Consider the following 20,875-nt stretch of genomic DNA (forward strand, 5'->3'; position numbering starts at 1 on the left):
TCCCGGCATTCGAGCGTTTTCGACATCCCAGCTTTCTCTAACATCCCAGCTTTCTCTAGGAGGCAATGTGAATCTGACTGGCGAACTATTGATCGGACAGCAAACCGTCAAGGGGACCCGCGATCCGATCGTCGCGATCAATGTGGCGACGGGCGAGCGCTTGCCGACCGAGTTTTTCGGCGGCACTTCCGAAGACGTGGCGCGAGCGTGCGAACTCGCCTGGTCGGCATTCGATACCTATCGCGAAACCTCACTCGAAGAACGAGCCAGATTTCTCGAGACGATCGCCGACGAGATCGAGGCGATCGGTGACGACCTGATCGAGCGGGCCGTGGCCGAGTCCGGGCTGCCTCAGGGGCGCATCCAGGGCGAGCGCGGACGCACCTGCGGGCAGCTGCGCCTGTTCGCCAAGACCGTGCGCGCCGGCGAGTGGCTCGACGTTCGCATCGACCCGGCCTTGCCGGATCGCCAGCCGATGCCGCGGGTCGATCTGCGTCAGCGCCACATCGCCTTGGGGCCGGTGGCCGTGTTCGGTGCCAGCAATTTCCCGCTGGCGTTCTCCGTCGCTGGTGGCGATACCGCGTCGGCATTGGCCGCGGGTTGTCCGGTGATTGTCAAGGGGCACCCGGCGCATCCCGGCACCTGCGAGCTGGTCGGTCGCGCCGTGCAGGCCGCCGTCAGGAAGTGCGGTCTGCCCGAGGGCGTATTCTCGATGCTGCACGATTCCAGCTTCGAGGTAGGGCAGGCGCTGGTCGCCGACCCGCGGATCAAGGCAGCGGGCTTCACCGGGTCGCGTAAGGGTGGTCTGGCACTGCTGGAGATTGCCCAGCGTCGTCCGGAACCGATCCCGTTCTATGCGGAAATGAGCAGCATCAACCCCGTGTTCCTGTTGCCGGCCGCGCTGAGTGCACGCGCCAAGGCGCTGGGCGAGGCGTTCGTGGGCTCGCTCAACATGGGGGCCGGGCAGTTCTGCACCAACCCGGGTCTGGTGATCGCGATCGAGGGGCCGGATCTCGACGCGTTCATCGAGTCCGCCAGCGAAACGCTCAAGGCCAGCACGGCCCAAACGATGCTGACGCCGGGTATTCACCAAGCCTACGGCCAGGGTGTAAGCGCGCTGGCGGCGAACGGCAAGGTTCGCGAGGTGGCGCGGGGACTGGAGGGCGAAGGCGCCAACCAGTGCCAGAGCGGCCTGTTCGTGGCTGCCGGCGAGGACGTGATCGCCGATGCCTCGCTGCAGGCGGAAGTCTTCGGCGCCTCTTCGCTGATCGTGGCCTGCCGCGACGCGGCGGAAGTCAAGCGTGTCGCCGAGAGCCTAGAAGGCCAGTTGACGGCAACGCTGCAGATGGATGACGCCGATTACGAGGCCGCCAAGGCACTGCTGCCGACGCTCGAACGCAAGGCGGGCCGTATCATGGCCAACGGCTGGCCGACCGGGGTGGAAGTGTGCGATGCCATGGTTCACGGCGGCCCGTTTCCGGCGACTTCCGACTCGCGCACCACGTCCGTGGGCACCGCAGCGATCTTCCGCTTCCTGCGTCCGGTCTGTTACCAGGACCTGCCGGATACGCTGCTGCCGGAAGCCGTGCGCGAGAGCAATCCGCTGAAGCTGCGTCGCCTCGTCGACGGCGAACGCGAACGCTGATCTCGTCAGCTTGTGTGCCAATCAACGGCATGACGATGACAGGCTGATAAGATAGGGTAATGAGAAGGGCCGCTCGATAGAGCGGCCCTTTTTTCGTCCGGCATCTTTCGTCCGGCATCCGGCATCCGGCAGCGTTCGGGCTATACCAGCCCCAGCCATTTCAGCAGGAACAGCCCCAGGCTGAGGGTGAACATCGACGCGAAGGTCGTGATGACGATGATATTGGCAGCCAGCTTGTCGTTGCTCTTGAACGCCTTGGCCATGACGAAACTGGCCGCTGCCCCCGGGCAACCCAGGTAGAGGAAGATGATCCCCAGTGCCGGGCCGTGAATCCCCACGGCGAGGGCGCCCAGCACCCCGAGCAGGGGAACCCACACCAGCTTCCACAGGCTGGCGTCGAGGGCGATGGTGCTGCTGCGCTTGAACGCGCTGACGGAAAGCGTGCCGCCGATGCAGATCAATCCCAACGGCAGCGACATGCCGGCAAGATAGCCGCCCGAGGTCATGACCCAGCCGGGGAGTTCGATATCCGATAGTGCCACCGGGATCGCGAAGACGACGCTCAGGATGAGCGGATTCTTGGCCATATTCTTGATCAGGCTGCGGAAGTCCGTGGCGACCTCGTCGCTGTAGAGCGACAGGATGAAGACCGAGAAGATGTTGTAGATGACAATGACCGCGCCGGCCAGCACCCCGCCTACGGAAAGGCCGTAGTCGCCGTACTGGCCGGCCGCCAGGGCGAGCCCGACGATGCCGTTGTTGGCGCGGAATGCTCCCTGGGTGAAGATGCCTCTTTCCACGCGGGGGTGCCGCCAGATCGCCCAGGCCCAGGCGAGAAAGAAGCTGATGATGGTGTAGCCGATGAAATAGCCGATCAGCTCCGGCTGCAGGGCGCGACTCAGGTCCGCCTTGATGATGCTCAGAAACAGCAGCGCCGGCATGGTGACCTTGAACACCAGCATCGATGCTGTGGTGATGAAGTGGGAATCGATCCAGCCGAGCCGCTTGAGACCAAGCCCCAGGAAGACCATCAGAAAGACCGGCAGCGTGATTTCCAGCGTATGGGTAAAAGCGGCCAACAGCCCCATGATTCACTCTCCGCCGCGGACTAACCAGAAGCCGACCACGAGCGCCGCGATCAGCAGCGCCCAAAACAAGCGGTTACGCAGACGGGTATCGCGGTGGGATCCTTTGCGAGACACAGTACAATCCTTGCTGGGTAAAAGGGTCGAATGCCGCCGGGACGCGAGCCCGTTTCATGATCGTGACCGTCGAATCCTGTCAGCGGCGATCATGGCCGATGCCACCCGAATGTCGAGCGACGATATCGTGAGGCATGGGCGTTGGGGACGTTCGACCGGGTCGTGAATTTGAAGCCATGCATTTATAGCCGATTAGCCGATAGTCTAAGGGAATTCAGATGTCGATGCTGCGTTATCCACTGGTCTTTGCCCACGCCAACGGGTTTACCGGTGCCAGTTACCGGACGCTGTTGTCGCCGTTGGCGACGCATTTCGAACTGCATCCGCTGGACCGCCTGGCGCATGATCCCCAGTTCCCGGTAGGGCGGAACTGGCTGGCATTGCGCGAAGAGTACCTGTCGGCCACCGAGTCGTTGTCGACGCCGATCGTCGCCGTGGGGCACTCCATGGGCGGCGTGCTTTCGATCATGGCTGCCTCCAAGTCGCCGGATCGCTTTCGCGCCGTGGTGGCTCTGGATCCGCCGCTGCTGCTCGGGCGGGACGCCTGGATGTTGAAGTTCGCCAAGCTCGCCGGCTTCGTCGACCGGGTGACGCCGGCCGGCAAGACGCTGCGCCGTCGCGAGGTCTGGCCCAGCCGGGAAGCGATGGCCGCTTCGCTGCGTCGCCGTTCGTTGTTCCAGGGCTTTACCGAAACCGCGATGGAGGATTACGTCACCGGGGCGACGACCATCGTCGACGATAGCGGCGCGGCGAAGCTGCGCTATGCACCGCGTACCGAGGCCGCCGTGTTTCGCCACCTGCCGGATCATCTCACCTCGGTGCTACGCAAGATCGAGGTGCCGCTGACCGTGATCGCCGGTGAAGACTCCGATCTGCTGACGCCCGAGCGGCGACGCACGCTCTCGCGGCTGGGCATTCGGTTGCGCTGTGTGCCCGGTGGTCACATGTTTCCGTTCGAGCATCCGCAAGCGACCCGTCAGGAGATTCTGGAGGCCATCGACGACATGCTGGGAGAAGGTTCTTGAAGGCACGAGAAATGATTCTGGGTGAAGGGCGTCTGGCCGCGTTGAGCTGGGGCGACGATGCCGCGCCCACCTGGGTCGCCCTGCACGGCTGGCTCGATAACGCCGCGACGTTTTCCCGCCTGGCGCCGGCGCTGGCCACTGCGCTGGGGATTCGCCTGGTGGCGCTGGACCTGCCGGGGCACGGCCATTCACCGCATCGTGGCGTGCGGGCCGAGTACCCGTTGTGGGGTTACATGCCGGACGTGCTCGAAGCCGTGGACGCCCTGGAGCTGAGCTCGACGACATTCGTCGGCCACTCGATGGGCGCCGGCGTTGCCAGTCTGATCGCTGCCGCCGCGCCGGAGCGGGTCGACGGACTGGTGTTGATCGACGGGCTCGCCTCGACCACCAGCGAACCCGGCGAGACGGTGACGCAGCTGCAGGCGGCGTTGCGGGCGCGGCGGCGTTCGCGCAGCGCTGCCGGCAGCTATGCGAGCGTCGACGAGGCGGTCGCGGCGAGGGTTCATGGTGGCGTCACCCGGATCGATGCCGATACCGCGCGGCCCATCGTCGAGCGTAATCTCGGCCGGCAGGAGGACGGGCGCTACTACTGGCGGACCGACCGGCGTCTGGTCCATCCGTCGCTGCTGCGCTGGACGCCGGACCAGATGCTGGCGACGGTGGCTGCCATTCGCGCCCCGGTGCTACTGGTGCAGGCCACTGCCGGCGTGTTGACGCAGCGGCCGCACCTTGGCGAGGCCTGTCGCCGGATCGGCAGGTTCGAGCGGCGCCTCGTCTCTGGCGGACATCATCTGCATCTGGAGGGCATCAGAGTGGCGCAGGTCGCCTCGGAAATCGTACGCTGGTATCAATCGACGGTCGTGGAGTCCATGTCATGAAACCTCGTGTCTCGTTGGTACTGGGGAGCGGCGGCGCACGGGGCTATGCCCACATCGGCGTGATCGAGGAGCTCGAGGCGCGAGGCTACGAGATCGCGTCGATCTCCGGCTGCTCCATGGGTGCCTTGATCGGCGGCATCTACGCCGCCGGCAAGCTCGACGGCTACCGTGACTGGGTCTGCCAGCTCGACTATTTCGACGTGTTGCGCCTGGTCGACATCACCTGGAGCGCCATGGGGGCCATGCGTGCCGGCAGGGTGATGACCAAGCTGGAAGCGCTGGTCGGGGATATCCGTATCGAGGACCTGCCGATGCCGTTCACGGCGGTGGCAACGGATCTGAGCCGCCAGCGGGAAGTGTGGTTCCAGAGTGGCCCGCTGCTGCGCGCGATCCGCGCCTCGATCGCGGTACCCGGCATCATCACCCCGGTCCAGGACAACGGCCATGTGCTGGTCGATGGAGGGCTGCTGAATCCGCTGCCGATCATTCCCACGGTTTCCGTCAACGCGGACATCGTGCTGGCGGTCAATGCTACCGCCCAGACGCCGACGCCCGTGACACTGGAAGATCTGCTGCCCGCCGACCAGGCGGCCCAGGAACATGCCCGTGAAATCGAACGCGAAGCCGAAGGCCAGAGCTTCAGCGGCTGGCTGAAGAACGTGCGCACGCGGGTGCAAGGGATGGTCTCGTCGTTCAGCGACGAAGAGGAAGCCTCGGAAAACACCAGTTGGTCGAGCCAGACCGAGCGCGCCTGGAGCAAGCTCGACATGATGCTGGCCTCGTTCGATATCACCCAGGCCGCGCTGGCCAAGTACAAGATCGCCGGTTATCCGCCCGACATTCTGATCGAGGTGCCCAAGAGTGTGTGCGGCGCTTACGAGTTCCATCGCGCCGAGGCGCTGATCGAGCTGGGGCGCTATCTTGCCTCCCAGGCCTTGGATCGCCACGAGCGCCAGCGGGACCGGACGTCTGTCGCCGCCGAACCGGCCGATGGCCACCGCCACCCGGCCAGCAGCGCCGACCCGCAGGGGCGTCTACCGCTGCCGCTATCCTCGCCCAAGCGCCACGGTTGACGCCGCTCGTCAGTCGCCGCGTGTGCGCAGCAGCACGTAGAGGGCGCCGGTGCCGCCATCGATCTCGCTCGCCGAGCAGAAGGCCAGCACCCGCGACCAGTTCTTGAGCCAGGTGTTGACGTGGCTCTTGATCACCGGGTAATCCGCGCCGCTACCGCGATAACCGCGTGCCTTGCCATGTACCACCAGCACGCAGCGAACCCGGCTGGCGATGGCGTCGTCGATGAACGATTCGAGCTCGACACGGGCTTCGTCGAGGGTGTAGCCATGAAGGTCGAGCCCGCCTTCCCAGGCGATGTGACCGCGCTTGAGCTGGGCAAAGGTTCGCGGTGGCAAATCCGGAATCGAGAACTCCAGGCGCTGATGCGGCGTGACCGCCTCGACGCCGCCATCCGATAACCGGGATTGCACGACTGGCGACGCCTGTTCGGCGGCTTCACGCCGCGCGTCGGCGTTGAGCGCGTCGCGTCGCGGGCGACCCGTGGCCGCGCGGTTGAGTCTGAGCCGCTGAACGCCGGCCGCTTCCAGTGCTTGGCGGAAGGCGTTGTGATCGTCGTCGTCGCTCGAGGAGTGGGTCATTGCCATTGTGCCTTTGCTGACCGCTGTCTTTGGCTTGAGTGATTCAGCGGGCGGAAGGGTAACCGATTCCGCGCGTCATGACATGGCCGGCTGTGAACGCGCGAGCCTTGCGCGTACAATCGTCGTCCGTTTTCCAGCCAGATGCGAGTTCCTTCCATGTCGCCACCGCAGTCGACCCTGACGCTAGCGGACGATGCCATCGTCGAAGACCTGTTCAGCGTGCGGGACTGCCTGCGCTGGGCCACCACCGAATTCCATGCCCATCGGCTGCATTTCGGCCATGGCACCGACAGCGCCTGGGACGAAGCGGTTGCCTTGGTGCTGGGCGCGCTGCATCTGCCGTGGGACATCGACCCGGCCGTGCTCGACGCGCGTCTGCTGGGCATCGAGCGGCGCCGGGTCGTCGCGCTGGTGAGAAGCCGCATCGAGTCGCGTCGGCCGTTGCCCTACCTGCTCGGCGAGGCGTTTTTCGCCGGCTTCCCGTTCGAGGTCGACGAGCGGGTGCTGATTCCCCGTTCGCCCATCGCCGAGCTGATCGAGCAGGGCTTCTCGGCCTGGTTCGATGACCTGCCGCCGGCGCACGTGCTCGACCTGTGCACCGGCTCCGGCTGTATCGGCATTGCCACGGCGCTCTACCTGCCCACCTGCGAGGTGGATCTGGTCGATATCAGCGTGGAAGCGCTCGAGGTCGCCAAGGCGAATATCGTGCGTCATGATGTCGGGCTGCGCGTTCGCGCGGTGGCGTCCGACCTGTTCGAAGGCGTCGCGGGGCAGCATTACGATCTGATCGTCAGCAATCCGCCCTATGTCGACACTCGCGATCTGGCGGCCATGCCGGCGGAGTATCGTCACGAGCCCGATCTGGCGCTGGGCGCTGGTCGCGATGGCCTCGACATCGTCCGACGCATCCTGCGCGAAGCCCGCGCCTACCTGAACGACGGCGGCATGCTGATCGTCGAAGTGGGCAACTCCCAGCGTCATCTGGAGGCGGCTTTCCCGGAAGTGCCGTTCCTGTGGCTGGAGTTCGAACGCGGCGGGGAAGGGGTCTTTGCGCTGAGCGCCGAGGATCTCGATACCTACGCGGATCACTTCGCCGCGTCTCATCCGGCCTGAACCTGAATCTTTCTTCCCTTTCCTGAGGATCGCGCATGTCCGGCAACACCTTCGGCAAACTGTTCACCGTCACCACCTTCGGTGAGAGTCACGGCCCCGCGCTGGGTGCCATCGTCGACGGCTGCCCGCCGGGGCTCGAACTCAGCGAGGCGGATCTGCAGCGCGACCTGGACCGCCGCCGGCCGGGCTCGTCGCGCCATACCACCCAGCGCCGCGAGCCGGATCAGGTCCGGATCCTCTCCGGGGTGTTCGAAGGCCGCACCACGGGCACGCCGATCGGACTGATGATCGAGAATACCGACCAGCGCTCCAAGGACTATTCCAAGATCGCCGAGCAGTTCCGTCCGGCCCACGCCGATTACACCTATCATCACAAGTACGGCATTCGCGACTATCGCGGCGGTGGCCGCTCCAGTGCGCGGGAGACCGCCATGCGCGTTGCCGCCGGCGCCATCGCCAAATCATGGCTCGCACGGCAGGGTATCCGGGTGCGTGGCTACATGAGCCAGCTCGGCCCCATCGCGATCGGCTTCAAGGGATGGGAGGGCGTCGACGACAACCCGTTCTTCTGCCCGGATCCGGACAAGCTGCCGGAACTCGAGGCCTACATGGATCAGCTGCGCCGCGACCAGGACTCGGTGGGCGCCAGGATCACGGTCGTCGCCGAAGGCGTGCCGGTGGGGCTGGGCGAGCCGGTCTTCGATCGTCTGGATGCCGATCTGGCCCACGGGCTGATGAGCATCAACGCGGTGAAGGGCGTCGAGATCGGCGACGGTTTTGATGTGGTGACCCAGCGTGGCACCGAGCATCGCGATGAAATGACGCCGGCAGGGTTCCTGTCCAATCACGCTGGCGGTGTGCTCGGCGGCATCTCCAGCGGCCAGCCCATCGTCGCGCATCTGGCGCTCAAGCCGACCTCCAGCATCACCCAGCCGGGGCGTTCGATCGACATTCACGGCGAGCCGGTGGAGGTCGTCACCAAGGGGCGTCACGATCCCTGTGTCGGTATCCGCGCCACGCCGATCGCCGAGGCGATGATGGCGCTGACGCTGATGGATCACCTGCTGCGCCATCGTGCCCAGAACGGCGACGTTCGCGTCGACACGCCGCGCCTCGGACTTGTCTGAGAACTGGCTGCGCTCGGCCATGCAGCGTTATAAATCGACTCGGCATGCTCATTGACACCAGTAAACTACGCTGCCTCGTCGATTTTGATTCGCTACGCTCACCCTTCGGGCCAGCCTTCGGCCGTTACTCCCTACGGTCGTTGCGCCTTGCCTGACCATCGCTCGCCGAGTTCCTCCGTGTTCAAAATTTTTCAAGAGGGTTCCTCGGAGCTATTGGTACGACAAAATCGTCACATCGATGAATCCCTATCCTCCTGCTGCCTGTCTCGCTGTTGGCGCTCCTTGACCTTGCGCTGGCGCAACTGCTGGCGGTAGCCATAGGTGGCGCCGCGGATCGTCTCGTCGCTCTCCAGGCTCGACCCGAGTGCGCCGGCCACGGTCGCCACCGATGTCGCCAGCCAGGCCAGCGCCGGAAAGGCGAGCCAGCCGACCGATCGGCCGACCGTTGACTCCAGCAGGCTGGCGGGAACGAACAACACGACCGCCACCAGAAACAGTGCGAAGAGGATGACGTAATAGCACGCCACGCCCGCCAGTAGCGTCATGACCGTGGTCAGATTGTAGAATCGGGTCAACCGGGCGTTGTGGGTATAGTGCTGTGGTTCCCATAAGCCGTGATCGAGGATCAACCAGACGATCATGGCGACGATCGCGGCGATCATCAGGGCGACGAAGCGATAGAGTTCATAGGCAGCGCTGAGTTTCCACAGCGTCGGGAAGATCAGCCCGTAAGCCCCGGTGGCGAAGGCGACCGCAACGATCCGCCGGAACGCGGGCAGGATCGTCCAGGGGCGGTTCGCTCTGACCATGCCGCCCAGCAGCTTGGCGTAGCCCGGCCACTTGGTGGCACTGACGAAACGGACGTCGACGTTCTTCTCGCTGTCATCGGCTGGTGTGACACGTTTTATCGGCACCAGGCGCTCGAAGAGCCGCGAACCCATCAGCTCGCGGGCGTTGCTGTTACGGAGACCGCTCTGCTCGCGGGCCTCGCGTCCGTCCTCCATATGCTGCTGCTGGCGTTCACGGTCGTGGCGGTCGCTGCCGTGATGCATCTCGTTGACCAGGTGCAGGATCGCCTCGCGCAGGCGCTGCCTCAGGGGCGAGATGCCCAATGCCGGCAGGGAGATGATCGCGACGCCCAGGTTTTCGCTGGCTTCCGCGAGCGCCATGCGATCGCCACGCAGGAGCGGCAGGTCGGTGATGCAGACCGCGTAATCCCAGCCGTTGGCGCGCTTGATGTTTTCGCCCTGCTCGATGACGTCAGCGGTCGAGTCGTCGGCGCCGATCAGCGGATCGGTGAGGCAGTCGACCCGCCACTGGTGACGATCGTCGGTATGGCGTGCGAGCAGTTCGGGAAGCTCGTCGGCGATGAGATTGGCGGTCCGCTCCGGCAGTTCCGGCGCCGGGACCAGGCCCAGACGCAGGGTGCTTGAGGGAGTGTCCTGCTGTCGTGCCGATTTCCGGGGGCTGCCCCGGTCTTCCTGCTCCATGGGTGACTGCTCCTTGATCCGAGTCCGCGGTTGATTGTGCCCTGGGCGGGTGTGACTAAGCGTAGTCGCTTCGTGGGACTTCGGCGGCCCTGAGCGCGTCGAGTTCCGCGATCATCGCGCGCCCGGCGTTGGAGAGCGTGCGCTGCTTGTGCACCAGATAGCCCAGCCGGCGCTCGATCGGCGGGTGCGCCACCGGCAGTACCGCGATGTCGTCGTCGACCATGCTTTCCGGCAGCACGCTCCAGCCCAGCCCGATACCCGCCATCATCTTCAGTGTCTCCAGGTAATTGGTGGAAAGTGCCACATCGATGTTCAATCCCGCGCGACTGAACGATCCCACCACGATATCGCGAGTGAACGTGAGCGGCCCCGGCAGCACCGCCGGATAGTCCACCAGCGTCGACAGCGCCAGCTCGCCGCGTGCCGCCAGAGAATGGTCGGGCGCGGCGACGAAGCGCAATCGGTCGATCCACACCGGCACCGATTCCACCTGCGGATTGGGCCGGGGCGATAGCGTCACCACGGCCAGTTCGATCTCGCCGGCAACGACGCCATGGTAGGCCTGTTCGGAATCGAGAAAGCGCAGATCCAGATCGACGTCCGGGTAGCGCTGGGTGAACGCCTTGAGTACCGGAGGAAGCCGGTGCAGGCCGACGTGGTGGCTGGTGGCGAGCGTCAGGCTGCCTTCGACGCTGCCGCTCAGGTTGCTCAGTGTGCGCCGGCTATCCTCTACCAGCTGCAGGATCTGGCGGGCGCGGGGCAGCAGCAGCCGGCCGGCCTCGGTCAGGCTGACGCGGCGATTGATGCGGTCGAAGAGCTTGGCGCCGGTCTGATGTTCCAGCGTGGCGATGCGCTTGCTGATGGCCGGCTGGGTGAGGTGCAGTTGCTCGCCGGCGAGCGAAAACGACGTCGTGTCGGCGACCGCGATGAAGGCTTGCAGGCTCTGGGTGTCCATGGCGTCGTTCGCTTTCCGTCCGAGGCATTGATGAATCACGAATCAATGAATTCTGTTATGGAATCCAAAGCATAATCAAGATGAATTGATTTTATGCATGACGGCACCGTATCTTGGTCGCCACACCATTCGCGAGGCGCTGTCACGGCGTCGCGATTCGCAAGCGTTACGTCACCAAGCTGCCTCAGACAGCGTGACGGAGGAGATAACACACATGGCAAGCCAGACGCTCTACGACAAACTCTGGGCGCAGCACCTGGTGACTCAGCGCGACGACGGTTCGGCGCTGATCTACATCGATCGTCACCTGCTGCACGAAGTCACCTCGCCGCAGGCGTTCGAAGGGCTGCGTCTGACCGGCCGCAAGCCGTGGCGCCGCGACGCCAACCTGGCGACGCCGGACCACAACGTGCCGACCACGCTCAAGGAGCGCAGCGCCGGTAACGCCGGGATTCTCGACGATGTCTCGCGCATTCAGGTGGAAACCCTGGATGCCAACTGCGAGAGCTTCGAGATCGAGGAGTTCCGCATCAACGACGAACGCCAGGGCATCGTTCACGTGGTCGGGCCGGAGCAGGGCGCCACGCTGCCGGGGATGACCGTGGTCTGCGGCGATTCCCACACCGCGACCCACGGCGCCTTCGCTGCGCTTTCCCACGGCATCGGCACGTCCGAGGTCGAGCACGTGCTCGCCACCCAGTGCCTGATCGCCCAGAAAATGAAGAACATGCAGGTGCGCGTGGAAGGCAAGCTGGGCCTCGGCGTCACCGCCAAGGATATCGTGCTGGCGATCATCGGCCGTATCGGCACCGCTGGCGGCACCGGGTACGCCATCGAGTTTGCCGGCAGCGCGATCCGCGAGCTTTCCATGGAAGGCCGCATGACGATCTGCAACATGGCGATCGAAGCTGGCGCCCGCGTGGGACTGGTGGCGGTGGATGACACCACGATCGATTACCTGAAGGGTCGCCCCTATGCACCCACTGCCGAGCAGTGGCCGGCGGCGGTCGAAGCCTGGCGTGATCTGGTCTCCGACGACGGCGCGCACTTCGACAAGGTCGTCGAACTCGACGCCGCCGAGATCGAGCCGCAGGTGACCTGGGGCACCAGCCCGGAAATGGTCGCCAACGTTTCCGCCGCGGTGCCCGATCCGGCCAGTGCCGATGACGAGACCGTCACTCAGGGCATGACGCGTGCGCTGGAGTACATGGGGCTCAGCGCCGGGCAGAAGATCACCGATATCCGGCTCGACAAGGTGTTCATCGGCTCCTGCACCAACTCGCGGATCGAGGATCTGCGCGAAGCCGCCAAGGTCGCCCGGGGGCGCAAGGTCGCCGACAACATCCAGCTGGCGATGGTGGTGCCGGGCTCCGGGCTGGTGAAGCGGTTGGCCGAAGCCGAAGGGCTCGACAAGGTCTTCATCGAAGCGGGCTTCGAGTGGCGCGAGCCGGGCTGCTCGATGTGTCTGGCGATGAACGCCGACAAGCTGGGCGCCGGCGAGCGTTGCGCATCGACCTCCAATCGCAACTTCGAGGGGCGTCAGGGTTATGGCGGGCGTACACACCTGGTGAGCCCGGCAATGGCGGCGGCCGCCGCCATCGAAGGTCACTTCGTGGATGTCCGAAGCTATGACTATGATCGCGCCGATGCGATGAGTGCCTAAGGAGGCCAGACGATGAAAAAGTTCGAACGCCTGCAGGGTCTGGTCGCGCCGCTGGATCGCGCCAATGTCGATACCGACCTGATCATTCCCAAACAATTTCTGAAGTCGATCAAGCGTACCGGCTTCGGCCCCAACCTGTTCGACGAGTTGCGCTATCTCGACGAAGGTTATCCGGGCCAGGACGCCTCCAATCGTCCGCTCAATCCGGATTTCGTGCTCAATCAGCCGCGCTATCGCGACGCGCAGGTGCTGCTGGCACGGCGCAATTTCGGCTGCGGCAGCTCGCGCGAGCATGCCCCTTGGGCGCTGGACGATTTCGGCTTCCGCGTGGTGATCGCGCCGAGCTTCGCCGATATCTTCTACAACAACTCGTTCAAGAACGGCATCTTGCTGATCACGCTCGACGAGGCGACGGTGGACCGGCTGTTCCAGGAAACGGAAGCCAACGAAGGTTATCGTCTCAATATCGATCTCGAAGGACAGCAGGTGATCACGCCGAACGGCGAGGCGATTCCGTTCGAGGTCGATGCGTTCCGCAAGCACTGCCTGCTGGAAGGTCTCGACGATATCGGTCTGACGCTCGAGCAGTCCGGCGCCATCCGCGACTATGAAAGCCGTCATCGTGCGGCGAATCCGTGGCTGTTCCGCGATGCGTGACTCAGGTAAGAGTGGTGGTCACAGCGATGTGGTCGAACGCCAGTTCGGCGGTCAGGCGAACGCCTATCTGTCGAGCCAGGTGCACGCCCAGGGCGCCGAGTTCGCCCAGTTGCGGGAGCGTGTCGCAAGGCTCGACGCGCCCCGCGTGCTGGATCTCGGCTGCGGTGCAGGGCATGTCAGCTTTCAGGTCGCCGATCTGGCAGCGGAGGTCGTGGCTTATGATCTCTCGCCGCGAATGCTCGAGGTGGTCGGCGAGGCGACCCGCGAGCGCGGCTTCGGCAATATCCGCACGGTACAGGGCGTCGCCGAGTCGCTGCCGTTCGCCGACGATAGTTTCGATGTCGTCTGTAGCCGTTTCTCCGCCCATCACTGGCGCGATGTGGGGCTGGCGCTGCGCGAGGCGAGGCGCGTCCTCAAGCCCGGCGGTCTGGCGGGTTTCATCGACGTCGCCGCTTCCGAGCAGCCGCTGTTCGACAGCTTTCTGCAGACCGTCGAGATGCTGCGGGATACCAGTCATGTACGCGACTACGCGCCGAGTGAGTGGGCGCAGATGGTTGGCGAGGCCGGGCTCGTGGTGACGGCCAGTTCGCGCCAGCGACTGCGGCTGGATTTCGATACCTGGATTGCGCGAATGCGTACGCCCGACGTCATGCGCGACGCGATCCGTCATCTGCAGCAGCAGGTGGGTCAGGAAGTCCGCGATGCCTTCGAGATCGGCGATGATGGCTCCTTCACCACGGACATGCTGGTGCTGTGGGCCACGAAGTGACAAGTCAAGGAACACGTTCGAGGAAAATGCATGAGCAAGAAGATTCTGGTGTTGCCCGGCGATGGCATCGGCCCGGAAATCACCGCCGAGGCGGTCAAGATCCTGAATGCCTGCCGTGAGGCGGGGCTGGACGCCGAGCTGGAAGAGGCGCTGGTCGGCGGCGCCGGTTTTGATGCCGAGGGGCATCCGTTGCCCGAGTCCACGCTGGCAAAAGCCAAGGCCGCCGATGCGATCCTGCTCGGCGCCGTGGGCGGCCCCAAGTGGGATACGCTGGAAGATCTGAGCAAGCGTCCCGAAAAGGGGCTGCTGGGGCTGCGCAAGAACCTCAACCTGTTCGGCAACCTGCGCCCGGCGCTGCTCTATCCGCAGCTGGCCGAGGCGTCGACGCTGAAGCCGGAAGTCGTCTCCGGGCTCGATATCATGATCGTGCGCGAGCTGACCGGCGGTATCTATTTCGGCCAGCCGCGCGGCATCGAGGAGCGCGACGGTGAGCGGGTCGGGTTCAATACCTACGTCTACTCCGAGTCCGAGATCGAGCGCATCGGTCGCGTCGCCTTCGAGATGGCGCAGAAGCGGGGCAAGAAGCTCTGCTCGGTGGACAAGGCCAACGTGCTGGAAGTCACCATCCTGTGGCGCGAAGTGATGAATCGGCTGGCCCCGGAATACCCGGACGTCGAGCTGTCGCACATGTACGTCGACAACGCCGCGATGCAGCTGGTGCGCGCGCCCAAGCAGTTTGATGTGGTGGTGACCGGCAACATGTTCGGCGACATTCTGTCCGATGCGGCGGCCATGCTCACCGGTTCGATCGGCATGCTGCCGTCCGCGTCGCTCAACGAGAAGCAGCAGGGCATGTACGAGCCGTGTCACGGCAGCGCGCCGGATATCGCAGGCCAAGGCCTCGCCAACCCGCTGGCGACGATTCTGTCGGTGGCGATGATGCTGCGCTACTCGCTGGGCGAGCCGGCGCTGGCCGATCGTATCGAGCGCGCCGTGGGCAAGGTGCTGGATCAGGGCCTACGCACCGCGGACATCGCCTATCCGGGCACCCGCCAGGTTTCCACCAGCGAAATGGGCGACGCGGTGCTGGCGGCTTTTGCCGAGTCCTGAGCCGAATGCGCTAAACTGGTATCATTCACGTCTTCACTTGCTGATGATGCGACGACCAAAATGGGTCGTCGTGTCACATCCATAGTTACTAAAAGTGCCAGTTGGATCGGCGAGCGGAGTCAAGCGCGAGGCGCACGGAGCGCAGGATCCCGAGCATATGGGCTATATGTGAGGTTTCCGAGCACCGCGCAACGAAGCGATTGATCCGCGTAGCCATTCAAATGGTGCTTTTTCTAAAAAATTCGGGGTACGCCATTATGTTGAAAGTCGGATTCGTCGGCTGGCGCGGTATGGTCGGTTCCGTGCTGATGCAACGGATGCTGGACGACAATGATTTCGCCGGGCTCGAGCCGGTCTTCTTCTCCACCTCCCAGGCCGGTCAGGCCGGGCCGGGTATCGGCGTCGAAGTGCCGGCGCTTAAGGATGCCAACGACATCGAATCGCTCAAGGCGATGGACGTGATCGTGACGTGCCAGGGAGGTGACTACACCAGCGCAGTCTATAAGCCGCTGCGTGAGGCTGGCTGGAAGGGCTACTGGATCGATGCGGCCAGTACCCTGCGCATGGCGGACGAGTCGACCATCGTGCTCGATCCGGTCAACCGTCACGTGATCGATGCCCAGCTGGCCAAGGGCGCCAAGACCTTCGTCGGCGGCAACTGCACCGTGAGCCTGATGTTGATGGGCCTGGGCGGGCTGTTCGAGGCCGACCTGGTCGAGTGGATGACCTCCATGACCTATCAGGCCGCTTCCGGTTCCGGCGCCAAGCACATGCGCGAACTGCTGTCTCAGATGGGCTCGCTGCACTCGGCCGTCGCTACTGATCTCGCCACGCCGTCCAGCGCCATTCTCGACATCGATCGCGACGTTACCGCTCGCATGCGCAGCGGCGAGTTCCCGGTCGACAACTTCGGCGCGCCGCTGGCCGGCAGCCTGTTGCCGTGGATCGACAAGGCGATGGACAACGGCCAGAGCAAGGAAGAGTGGAAAGGCGGCGTCGAGACCAACAAGATTCTGGCGACCGGCGACAACCCGGTTCCCATCGACGGTCTCTGCGTGCGGATCGGCGCGATGCGTTCGCACAGCCAGGCATTCACCATCAAGCTCAAGCAGGACGTGCCGCTCGACGAGATCGAGGATCGGCTGGCCAAGCACAACGACTGGGTCCAGGTCGTGCCCAACGACAAGGACGAGACGTTGAAGCATCTGACGCCGGCGGCCGTCAGCGGCACGCTTACCGTGCCTGTCGGTCGCCTGCGCAAGCTGGCCATGGGCGGCGAATATCTCACCGCGTTCAGCGTCGGCGACCAGCTGCTGTGGGGCGCCGCCGAGCCGCTGAAGCGCATGCTCAAGATCCTCCGCGAACAAGCCTGAGCATCACGCCGACATGAGTTGTCCGAGCCCCGCCAGTGACACTGGCGGGGCTCTTTGCTATTCAGGCCGTGGCGCCATATTCAAGTTTATCCAGTCCTTGCCGATGAGTGAGTCGAGGCTTACCCCAATTCGTCGGCGAGGAAACCATGCGGCAACGGCTTACAACGATCACCGGCGGGCTCTGCCTGGTGCTTGCCTCGTCGGTCCATGCCCTCGGCATCGGCGATCCACAGCAGGTATCACCGCTCAACCGGCCGCTGCACGTGGTGCTGCCCCTGACCGATGGAAGCGGCCTCGAGGCCTCGCAGATATCGGTAGCCGTTGCCGATGACGCGGCTTACCGGCAATCCGGATTGTCCCGCAGCCCCTTGGTGGACGCGCTGTCGGCCAAGGTCGTGCGCCGTGACGGCGATCTGGCACTGATTCTCGATAGCTCGCGCCGCGTGCGGGAGCCGTTTCTCGATCTGCTGCTGGTGGTGACCTGGCCAGGCGGTCAGTGGCGGCGCGATGTATCGCTGCTGTTCGACCCCGTCGACTACGCCAGTTCGCAGCCACTGCTGAATGGCGATCGCGATCCCGCGTCGGGATATCCGGTAGCGCGGGGCGTGGTAACGCAGGCCACGGCGATGCGAAGCTCTGCTGCCGGGCCTGCCGACGCCGTCGAACCAGCATTGAGCGATCCGCCCGCATGGCCCACACAAGTCACCGTTCGCCCCGGCGATTCACTATCCACCCTGGCGGCTTCACTGTTGCCTCGAACCGGGGTTGGCCGCCAGCCGCTGATGCTGGCCCTGTATCGCTCCAACCCCGGCGCCTTCATCGAGGGAGACGTCGATCGGCTGCGGGCTGGCGTCAGCCTGGAAGTGCCCGCAATCGCGGCCGTGACCGATATCTCGCCATGGGAGGCGGCATCCCGGCTCGGCGAGCTCGCCCGTCAAACGGATGACGGGCGCCCGATGATCGATATCGTGGCGCGCGCTGCGGCTTCGGAGGCGTCCGACCCCGATCGGCTCGCTGCACTGACACAACAGTTAGCCGACCTGACTGCCATCACCGAACGCCAACGCGCGACGATTGCTGCGTTGCAATCCGAGCGTGACGCGCTGCAGGGCGCGCTCGCGGCCGTCGCTGAGCCATCCACGACGGCAACAAACGCAAACAATGCAAACGCAACCGATGGCGCCTCTGGGCAGGAAAGCGTGCAGAGCGGCACTCCTGTCGTCAGTGCTGTCGCCATTGCGGCTGCGCAGGCCGCGGCCCCGGCGCCTTCCCGCGCGGAGCCGCCCGAGACCGCTGCCAGCGAAAAGACCGTAACGGCATCGACCGGGCCGGCGCCCGCGTCGTCACCTTCGCTATGGCAGCGGCTGCTGGGGCATCTCGACTGGATCGGCGGCGGAGTCCTGATCGTCCTGCTGCTGCTATGGATCTGGGAACGACGCCGCCGTGCGCGTCACGAAGTCGACGAGCCCGCCGATGAGGTGGTGCCGGATGCCGCCGATCCGTCCCCGCTGGCGTCCAGTCGCCAGGCTGCGGTATCGGTAGCGCCGCGTCGGTCGCTGCCGGAAGTGGATGTCGACTCGGTCTCGATCAGTCAGGCGGATATCTTCATGGCTTATGGGCGCCATGCCGAGGCGCGCGACTGGCTGCGCCAGCAACTGGCCCAGAAAGAGAATGCGCAATTTCGCCTGGGGTTGTTGAGAGCTTTGGGCGAGTTGCGTGACATGGACGCGCTGGAACAGGCGCTCGCCGGCTTCGGTGACGACGCCACTCCCGAACAGCGCCGGGAAGGGCAGGCTCTGGTCGATGATTATCGTGCCCGCTACGTCGAGGAGAGCTGGCAGGAGGCGACCGGCGAAACGGAAGAGGAGGGCGAGACGGCCCCGCAGGATACGGTGGAGGATGTCGACGCGTTGTTCGAGTCGCAGGCCAGTCAGGTCGAGTCCGGCGCAGTTCGTGACGAGGCCGATGAGGTGCGTACCAATACCGATGAGGTTCGGCCCGAGACCGACGCGGTGCGTGACGAGACCGATGAGCCCGCCGTGCGTTCGGAAGCCTCGTCCCCGGCTGAATCCGCTTCCCGGACCAATTCCATGTCGGTGCTGTTCGATGACGATCTGACACCGTCTGCCGAGTCTTCGACCCTCACCCATATCGACTACGAAGCCCCAAAGCTGGAACTGGACGCCGGGCGGCGCGAGGTCACGTCGCCAGCGGATTCGGCATCCTCCTCGCTGGACGGCGGGAGCGAGGCATCGTCGCTGACGATGCCGGACATCGATTTTTCCGCCCTCTCGCTGGAATCAACGAGCGAGATGGCACCAGACGGCGGGTCTTGGGCGGACACGGGCAGCGATCGTCCCGAGGTGCCGGATGTCGCTTCGCCGGCGCGTAGCGGCGAGACGCGTGACACGCTTCGGGAAGTTCCTGCGGGGTGGGATGTCGAGGAGGTGGAATTCGAGCCGTCGCATCGGGATAATGGGCGCCCCTAACGACTTTGGGCTGCACAGGTTTCGATGGCGTTTTTCTCCCGGCAGGACGACAACCAGCCGCTCAGCGGTCGCTTGGCCCTCGGCGTCGAGTATGACGGTACGCGTTACTGTGGCTGGCAGCGGTTGCGCCATGCCGACTCGGTGCAGGGCGCGCTCGAGGCGGCATTGAGCAAGATCGCCGCCACGCCCGTGCGTGTGCTCTGCAGCGGCCGCACCGATAGCGGCGTCCATGCCACGCGCCAGATCGTTCATTTCGATGCGCCGGTGGTGCGTACCCAGAAAGCCTGGCTGTTCGGCGCCAATGCCCAGTTGCCGCGCGATATCGCGGTACGCTGGCTGACGCCGGTTTCCGACGATTTTCACGCTCGCTTTTCGGCCCTGGCAAGACGTTACCGCTATATCATCCTCAACCAGCCGACGCGCCCGGTGATGGAGCGTCACAATGTGACCTGGTGTCGCGAGCCGCTGGATGCGGAGCGCATGCATCGCGCCGCCCAGGCATTGGTCGGCGAGCATGATTTCTCCAGCTACCGCGCCGCCGGCTGTCAATCGAAGGTGCCGATTCGCCATTTGCATTTCATCGACGTCCGCCGTTTCGGGCCGATCGTGATGCTCGATGTGCAGGCCAACGCCTTTCTTCATCACATGATTCGCAACATCGCTGGCGTACTGATGGCGGTCGGCCGGGGGAATGAGGACGAGGCGTACCCCGCGCGGCTGTTGTTGCTCAGGGATCGCAAGTCGGGCAACGTGACGGCGCCGGCCTGCGGCCTGCATTTCGTCGATGTGCGCTTCGATGAGCGCTTCGCGCTGCCGGAAGAACCGGTGGGCCCGCACCTGCTATCCTTTCTCGGTGAATGGACCGGTGAACGTGGCGAAATCCCGGATACGCCGCTGATGCGCCGCCGTCGCGTGTGGCCGAAATGGATCGATGATCAGGGCCGGGTAGTCGATCAGCCTCCCCAGGCCTGCTTGGAGACCACGTCATGAATCCCGTCAGGATCAAGATCTGCGGTTTGACCCGTCGTGAAGACATCGCGGCGGCCGTTGCCAGCGGGGCCGATGCACTCGGCTTCGTGATGTGGCCGGGAAGCGCGCGCGCGCTCGATCTCGATACGCTCGCGTCGCTCAGCGCCTCGGTGTCGCCGTTCGTGACACGTGTGGGGCTGTTCGTCGGCCCGAGCGTGGCCGATGTCGAGATGTGTCTGCCTTATCTCGACCTGCTACAGTTCCATGGTGACGAGTCGCCCGAATTCTGCGCGCGTTTCGGCAAGCCCTGGATCAAGGCGCTGCGCATGCACGATGATATCGATCTGCAGGCAGCAGTCGATACCTACGCCGGTGCCGGCGCGCTGCTGCTCGATGCCTATCGCCCCGGCGTGCCCGGTGGCACCGGGAAAACCTTCGACTGGCAGCGTATCCCGGCGGATCTGGCGAAACCCGTCATTCTCGCCGGCGGCCTGACGCCGGACAACGTCGCCGACGCCGTGGCGCAGGTACGACCCTATGCGGTCGATGTCTCCGGCGGCGTTGAAGCGATGCACCCTGTCGACACGTCTTCCGTGGCGTCGTCGCCTGAGACGGGCACGCGAAAGGGAATCAAGGATGCCTCTCGCATCCGAGCCTTCTGCGAACGCGTACAGGCGATGAACGTTTCGCTCGCGTCGGCACCGTCCAGTGCCGATCCAGTCACGTCCCATTCATCCACCGCCACATCATGAGGGTCC

Annotated in this window: 18 protein-coding genes; 14 read left to right on the top strand and 4 right to left on the bottom strand. The window is 64.8% G+C overall.

Translation table 11 applies throughout. The features are described 5' to 3' along the window. Nucleotides 1–67: 67 nt before the first annotated feature. Entirely contained in the window at nt 68–1,645 is a 1,578-nt protein-coding gene (locus R3F72_RS07655; RefSeq protein ID WP_332779344.1) for an aldehyde dehydrogenase (NADP(+)), read from the top strand. 140 nt (nt 1,646–1,785) lie between these two features. Here R3F72_RS07655 and R3F72_RS07660 read toward each other — a convergent pair whose 3' ends face one another. Beyond that, entirely contained in the window at nt 1,786–2,733 is a 948-nt protein-coding gene (locus R3F72_RS07660; RefSeq protein ID WP_332779345.1) for an AEC family transporter, read from the bottom strand. Nucleotides 2,734–3,065: 332 nt separating this feature from the next. On the opposite strand from R3F72_RS07660, the gene R3F72_RS07665 reads away from it, so the two are divergent. The 3 genes from R3F72_RS07665 to R3F72_RS07675 are packed head-to-tail and all read left to right on the top strand — an operon-like array spanning nt 3,066 to nt 5,823. Then, on the top strand, nt 3,066–3,872 hold the full coding sequence (locus R3F72_RS07665) for an alpha/beta fold hydrolase (protein WP_332779346.1): 807 nt from the start codon (nt 3,066–3,068) through the stop codon (nt 3,870–3,872). Beyond that, on the top strand, nt 3,869–4,750 hold the full coding sequence (locus R3F72_RS07670; RefSeq protein ID WP_332779347.1) for an alpha/beta fold hydrolase: 882 nt from the start codon (nt 3,869–3,871) through the stop codon (nt 4,748–4,750). Before R3F72_RS07665 ends, R3F72_RS07670 begins: the two co-directional genes overlap by 4 nt. Next, nucleotides 4,747–5,823, top strand: coding sequence for a patatin-like phospholipase family protein (locus R3F72_RS07675; protein WP_332779348.1), 1,077 nt, complete (start codon nt 4,747–4,749; stop codon nt 5,821–5,823). Before R3F72_RS07670 ends, R3F72_RS07675 begins: the two co-directional genes overlap by 4 nt. 9 nt (nt 5,824–5,832) lie before the next feature. Here the strand turns inward: R3F72_RS07675 and R3F72_RS07680 are convergent, their stop codons facing one another. Next, complete coding sequence (locus tag R3F72_RS07680; protein ID WP_303855448.1) at nt 5,833–6,402, bottom strand: Smr/MutS family protein; 570 nt, start codon at nt 6,400–6,402, stop codon at nt 5,833–5,835. 156 nt (nt 6,403–6,558) lie between these two features. Between R3F72_RS07680 and prmB the strand changes: the two genes are divergently transcribed. Together prmB and aroC are read left to right on the top strand one after the other, a co-directional pair. Continuing rightward, on the top strand, nt 6,559–7,515 hold the full coding sequence (gene prmB, locus R3F72_RS07685; RefSeq protein WP_332779349.1) for a 50S ribosomal protein L3 N(5)-glutamine methyltransferase: 957 nt from the start codon (nt 6,559–6,561) through the stop codon (nt 7,513–7,515). Between the two features lie 35 nt (nt 7,516–7,550). Further along, nucleotides 7,551–8,642, top strand: coding sequence for a chorismate synthase (gene aroC, locus R3F72_RS07690; RefSeq protein ID WP_332779350.1), 1,092 nt, complete (start codon nt 7,551–7,553; stop codon nt 8,640–8,642). A 230-nt stretch (nt 8,643–8,872) separates the two neighbouring features. Here the strand turns inward: aroC and R3F72_RS07695 are convergent, their stop codons facing one another. Beyond that, nucleotides 8,873–10,132, bottom strand: a complete 1,260-nt coding sequence (locus tag R3F72_RS07695) for a hypothetical protein (RefSeq protein ID WP_332779351.1) — start codon at nt 10,130–10,132, stop codon at nt 8,873–8,875. A gap of 55 nt (nt 10,133–10,187) precedes the next feature. Next, nucleotides 10,188–11,087 carry a LysR family transcriptional regulator gene (locus R3F72_RS07700; protein ID WP_332779352.1) on the bottom strand — a complete coding sequence of 300 codons (900 nt, stop codon included), beginning with the start codon at nt 11,085–11,087 and terminating at the stop codon, nt 10,188–10,190. 214 nt (nt 11,088–11,301) lie between these two features. Between R3F72_RS07700 and leuC the strand changes: the two genes are divergently transcribed. The 8 genes from leuC (at nt 11,302) to R3F72_RS07740 (ending at nt 20,869) form a co-directional block, all read left to right on the top strand. Further along, complete coding sequence (gene leuC, locus R3F72_RS07705) at nt 11,302–12,750, top strand: 3-isopropylmalate dehydratase large subunit (protein WP_087718965.1); 1,449 nt, start codon at nt 11,302–11,304, stop codon at nt 12,748–12,750. A gap of 12 nt (nt 12,751–12,762) precedes the next feature. Next, the gene (gene leuD / locus R3F72_RS07710; protein WP_332779353.1) at nt 12,763–13,407 is read left to right on the top strand and encodes a 3-isopropylmalate dehydratase small subunit; all 645 of its coding nucleotides are present in this window, start codon (nt 12,763–12,765) and stop codon (nt 13,405–13,407) included. Then, nucleotides 13,400–14,176, top strand: a complete 777-nt coding sequence (locus tag R3F72_RS07715) for a class I SAM-dependent methyltransferase (RefSeq protein WP_332779354.1) — start codon at nt 13,400–13,402, stop codon at nt 14,174–14,176. Before leuD ends, R3F72_RS07715 begins: the two co-directional genes overlap by 8 nt. 30 nt (nt 14,177–14,206) lie before the next feature. Continuing rightward, complete coding sequence (gene leuB / locus R3F72_RS07720; protein ID WP_303855461.1) at nt 14,207–15,286, top strand: 3-isopropylmalate dehydrogenase; 1,080 nt, start codon at nt 14,207–14,209, stop codon at nt 15,284–15,286. Between the two features lie 257 nt (nt 15,287–15,543). Continuing rightward, nucleotides 15,544–16,659 (top strand): aspartate-semialdehyde dehydrogenase, encoded by a 1,116-nt coding sequence (gene asd / locus R3F72_RS07725; protein ID WP_332779355.1) that lies wholly within the window; start codon nt 15,544–15,546, stop codon nt 16,657–16,659. Between the two features lie 146 nt (nt 16,660–16,805). Next, nucleotides 16,806–19,148, top strand: a complete 2,343-nt coding sequence (locus R3F72_RS07730) for a type IV pilus assembly protein FimV (RefSeq protein WP_303855465.1) — start codon at nt 16,806–16,808, stop codon at nt 19,146–19,148. 24 nt (nt 19,149–19,172) lie between these two features. Continuing rightward, nucleotides 19,173–20,138 (top strand): tRNA pseudouridine(38-40) synthase TruA, encoded by a 966-nt coding sequence (gene truA, locus R3F72_RS07735; RefSeq protein ID WP_332779356.1) that lies wholly within the window; start codon nt 19,173–19,175, stop codon nt 20,136–20,138. Then, nucleotides 20,135–20,869 carry a phosphoribosylanthranilate isomerase gene (locus R3F72_RS07740; RefSeq protein ID WP_087718972.1) on the top strand — a complete coding sequence of 245 codons (735 nt, stop codon included), beginning with the start codon at nt 20,135–20,137 and terminating at the stop codon, nt 20,867–20,869. Before truA ends, R3F72_RS07740 begins: the two co-directional genes overlap by 4 nt. Nucleotides 20,870–20,875: the final 6 nt, after the last annotated feature.

Source organism: Salinicola sp. 4072, assembly GCF_036663415.1.
Lineage (GTDB): Bacteria > Pseudomonadota > Gammaproteobacteria > Pseudomonadales > Halomonadaceae > Salinicola > Salinicola salarius_A.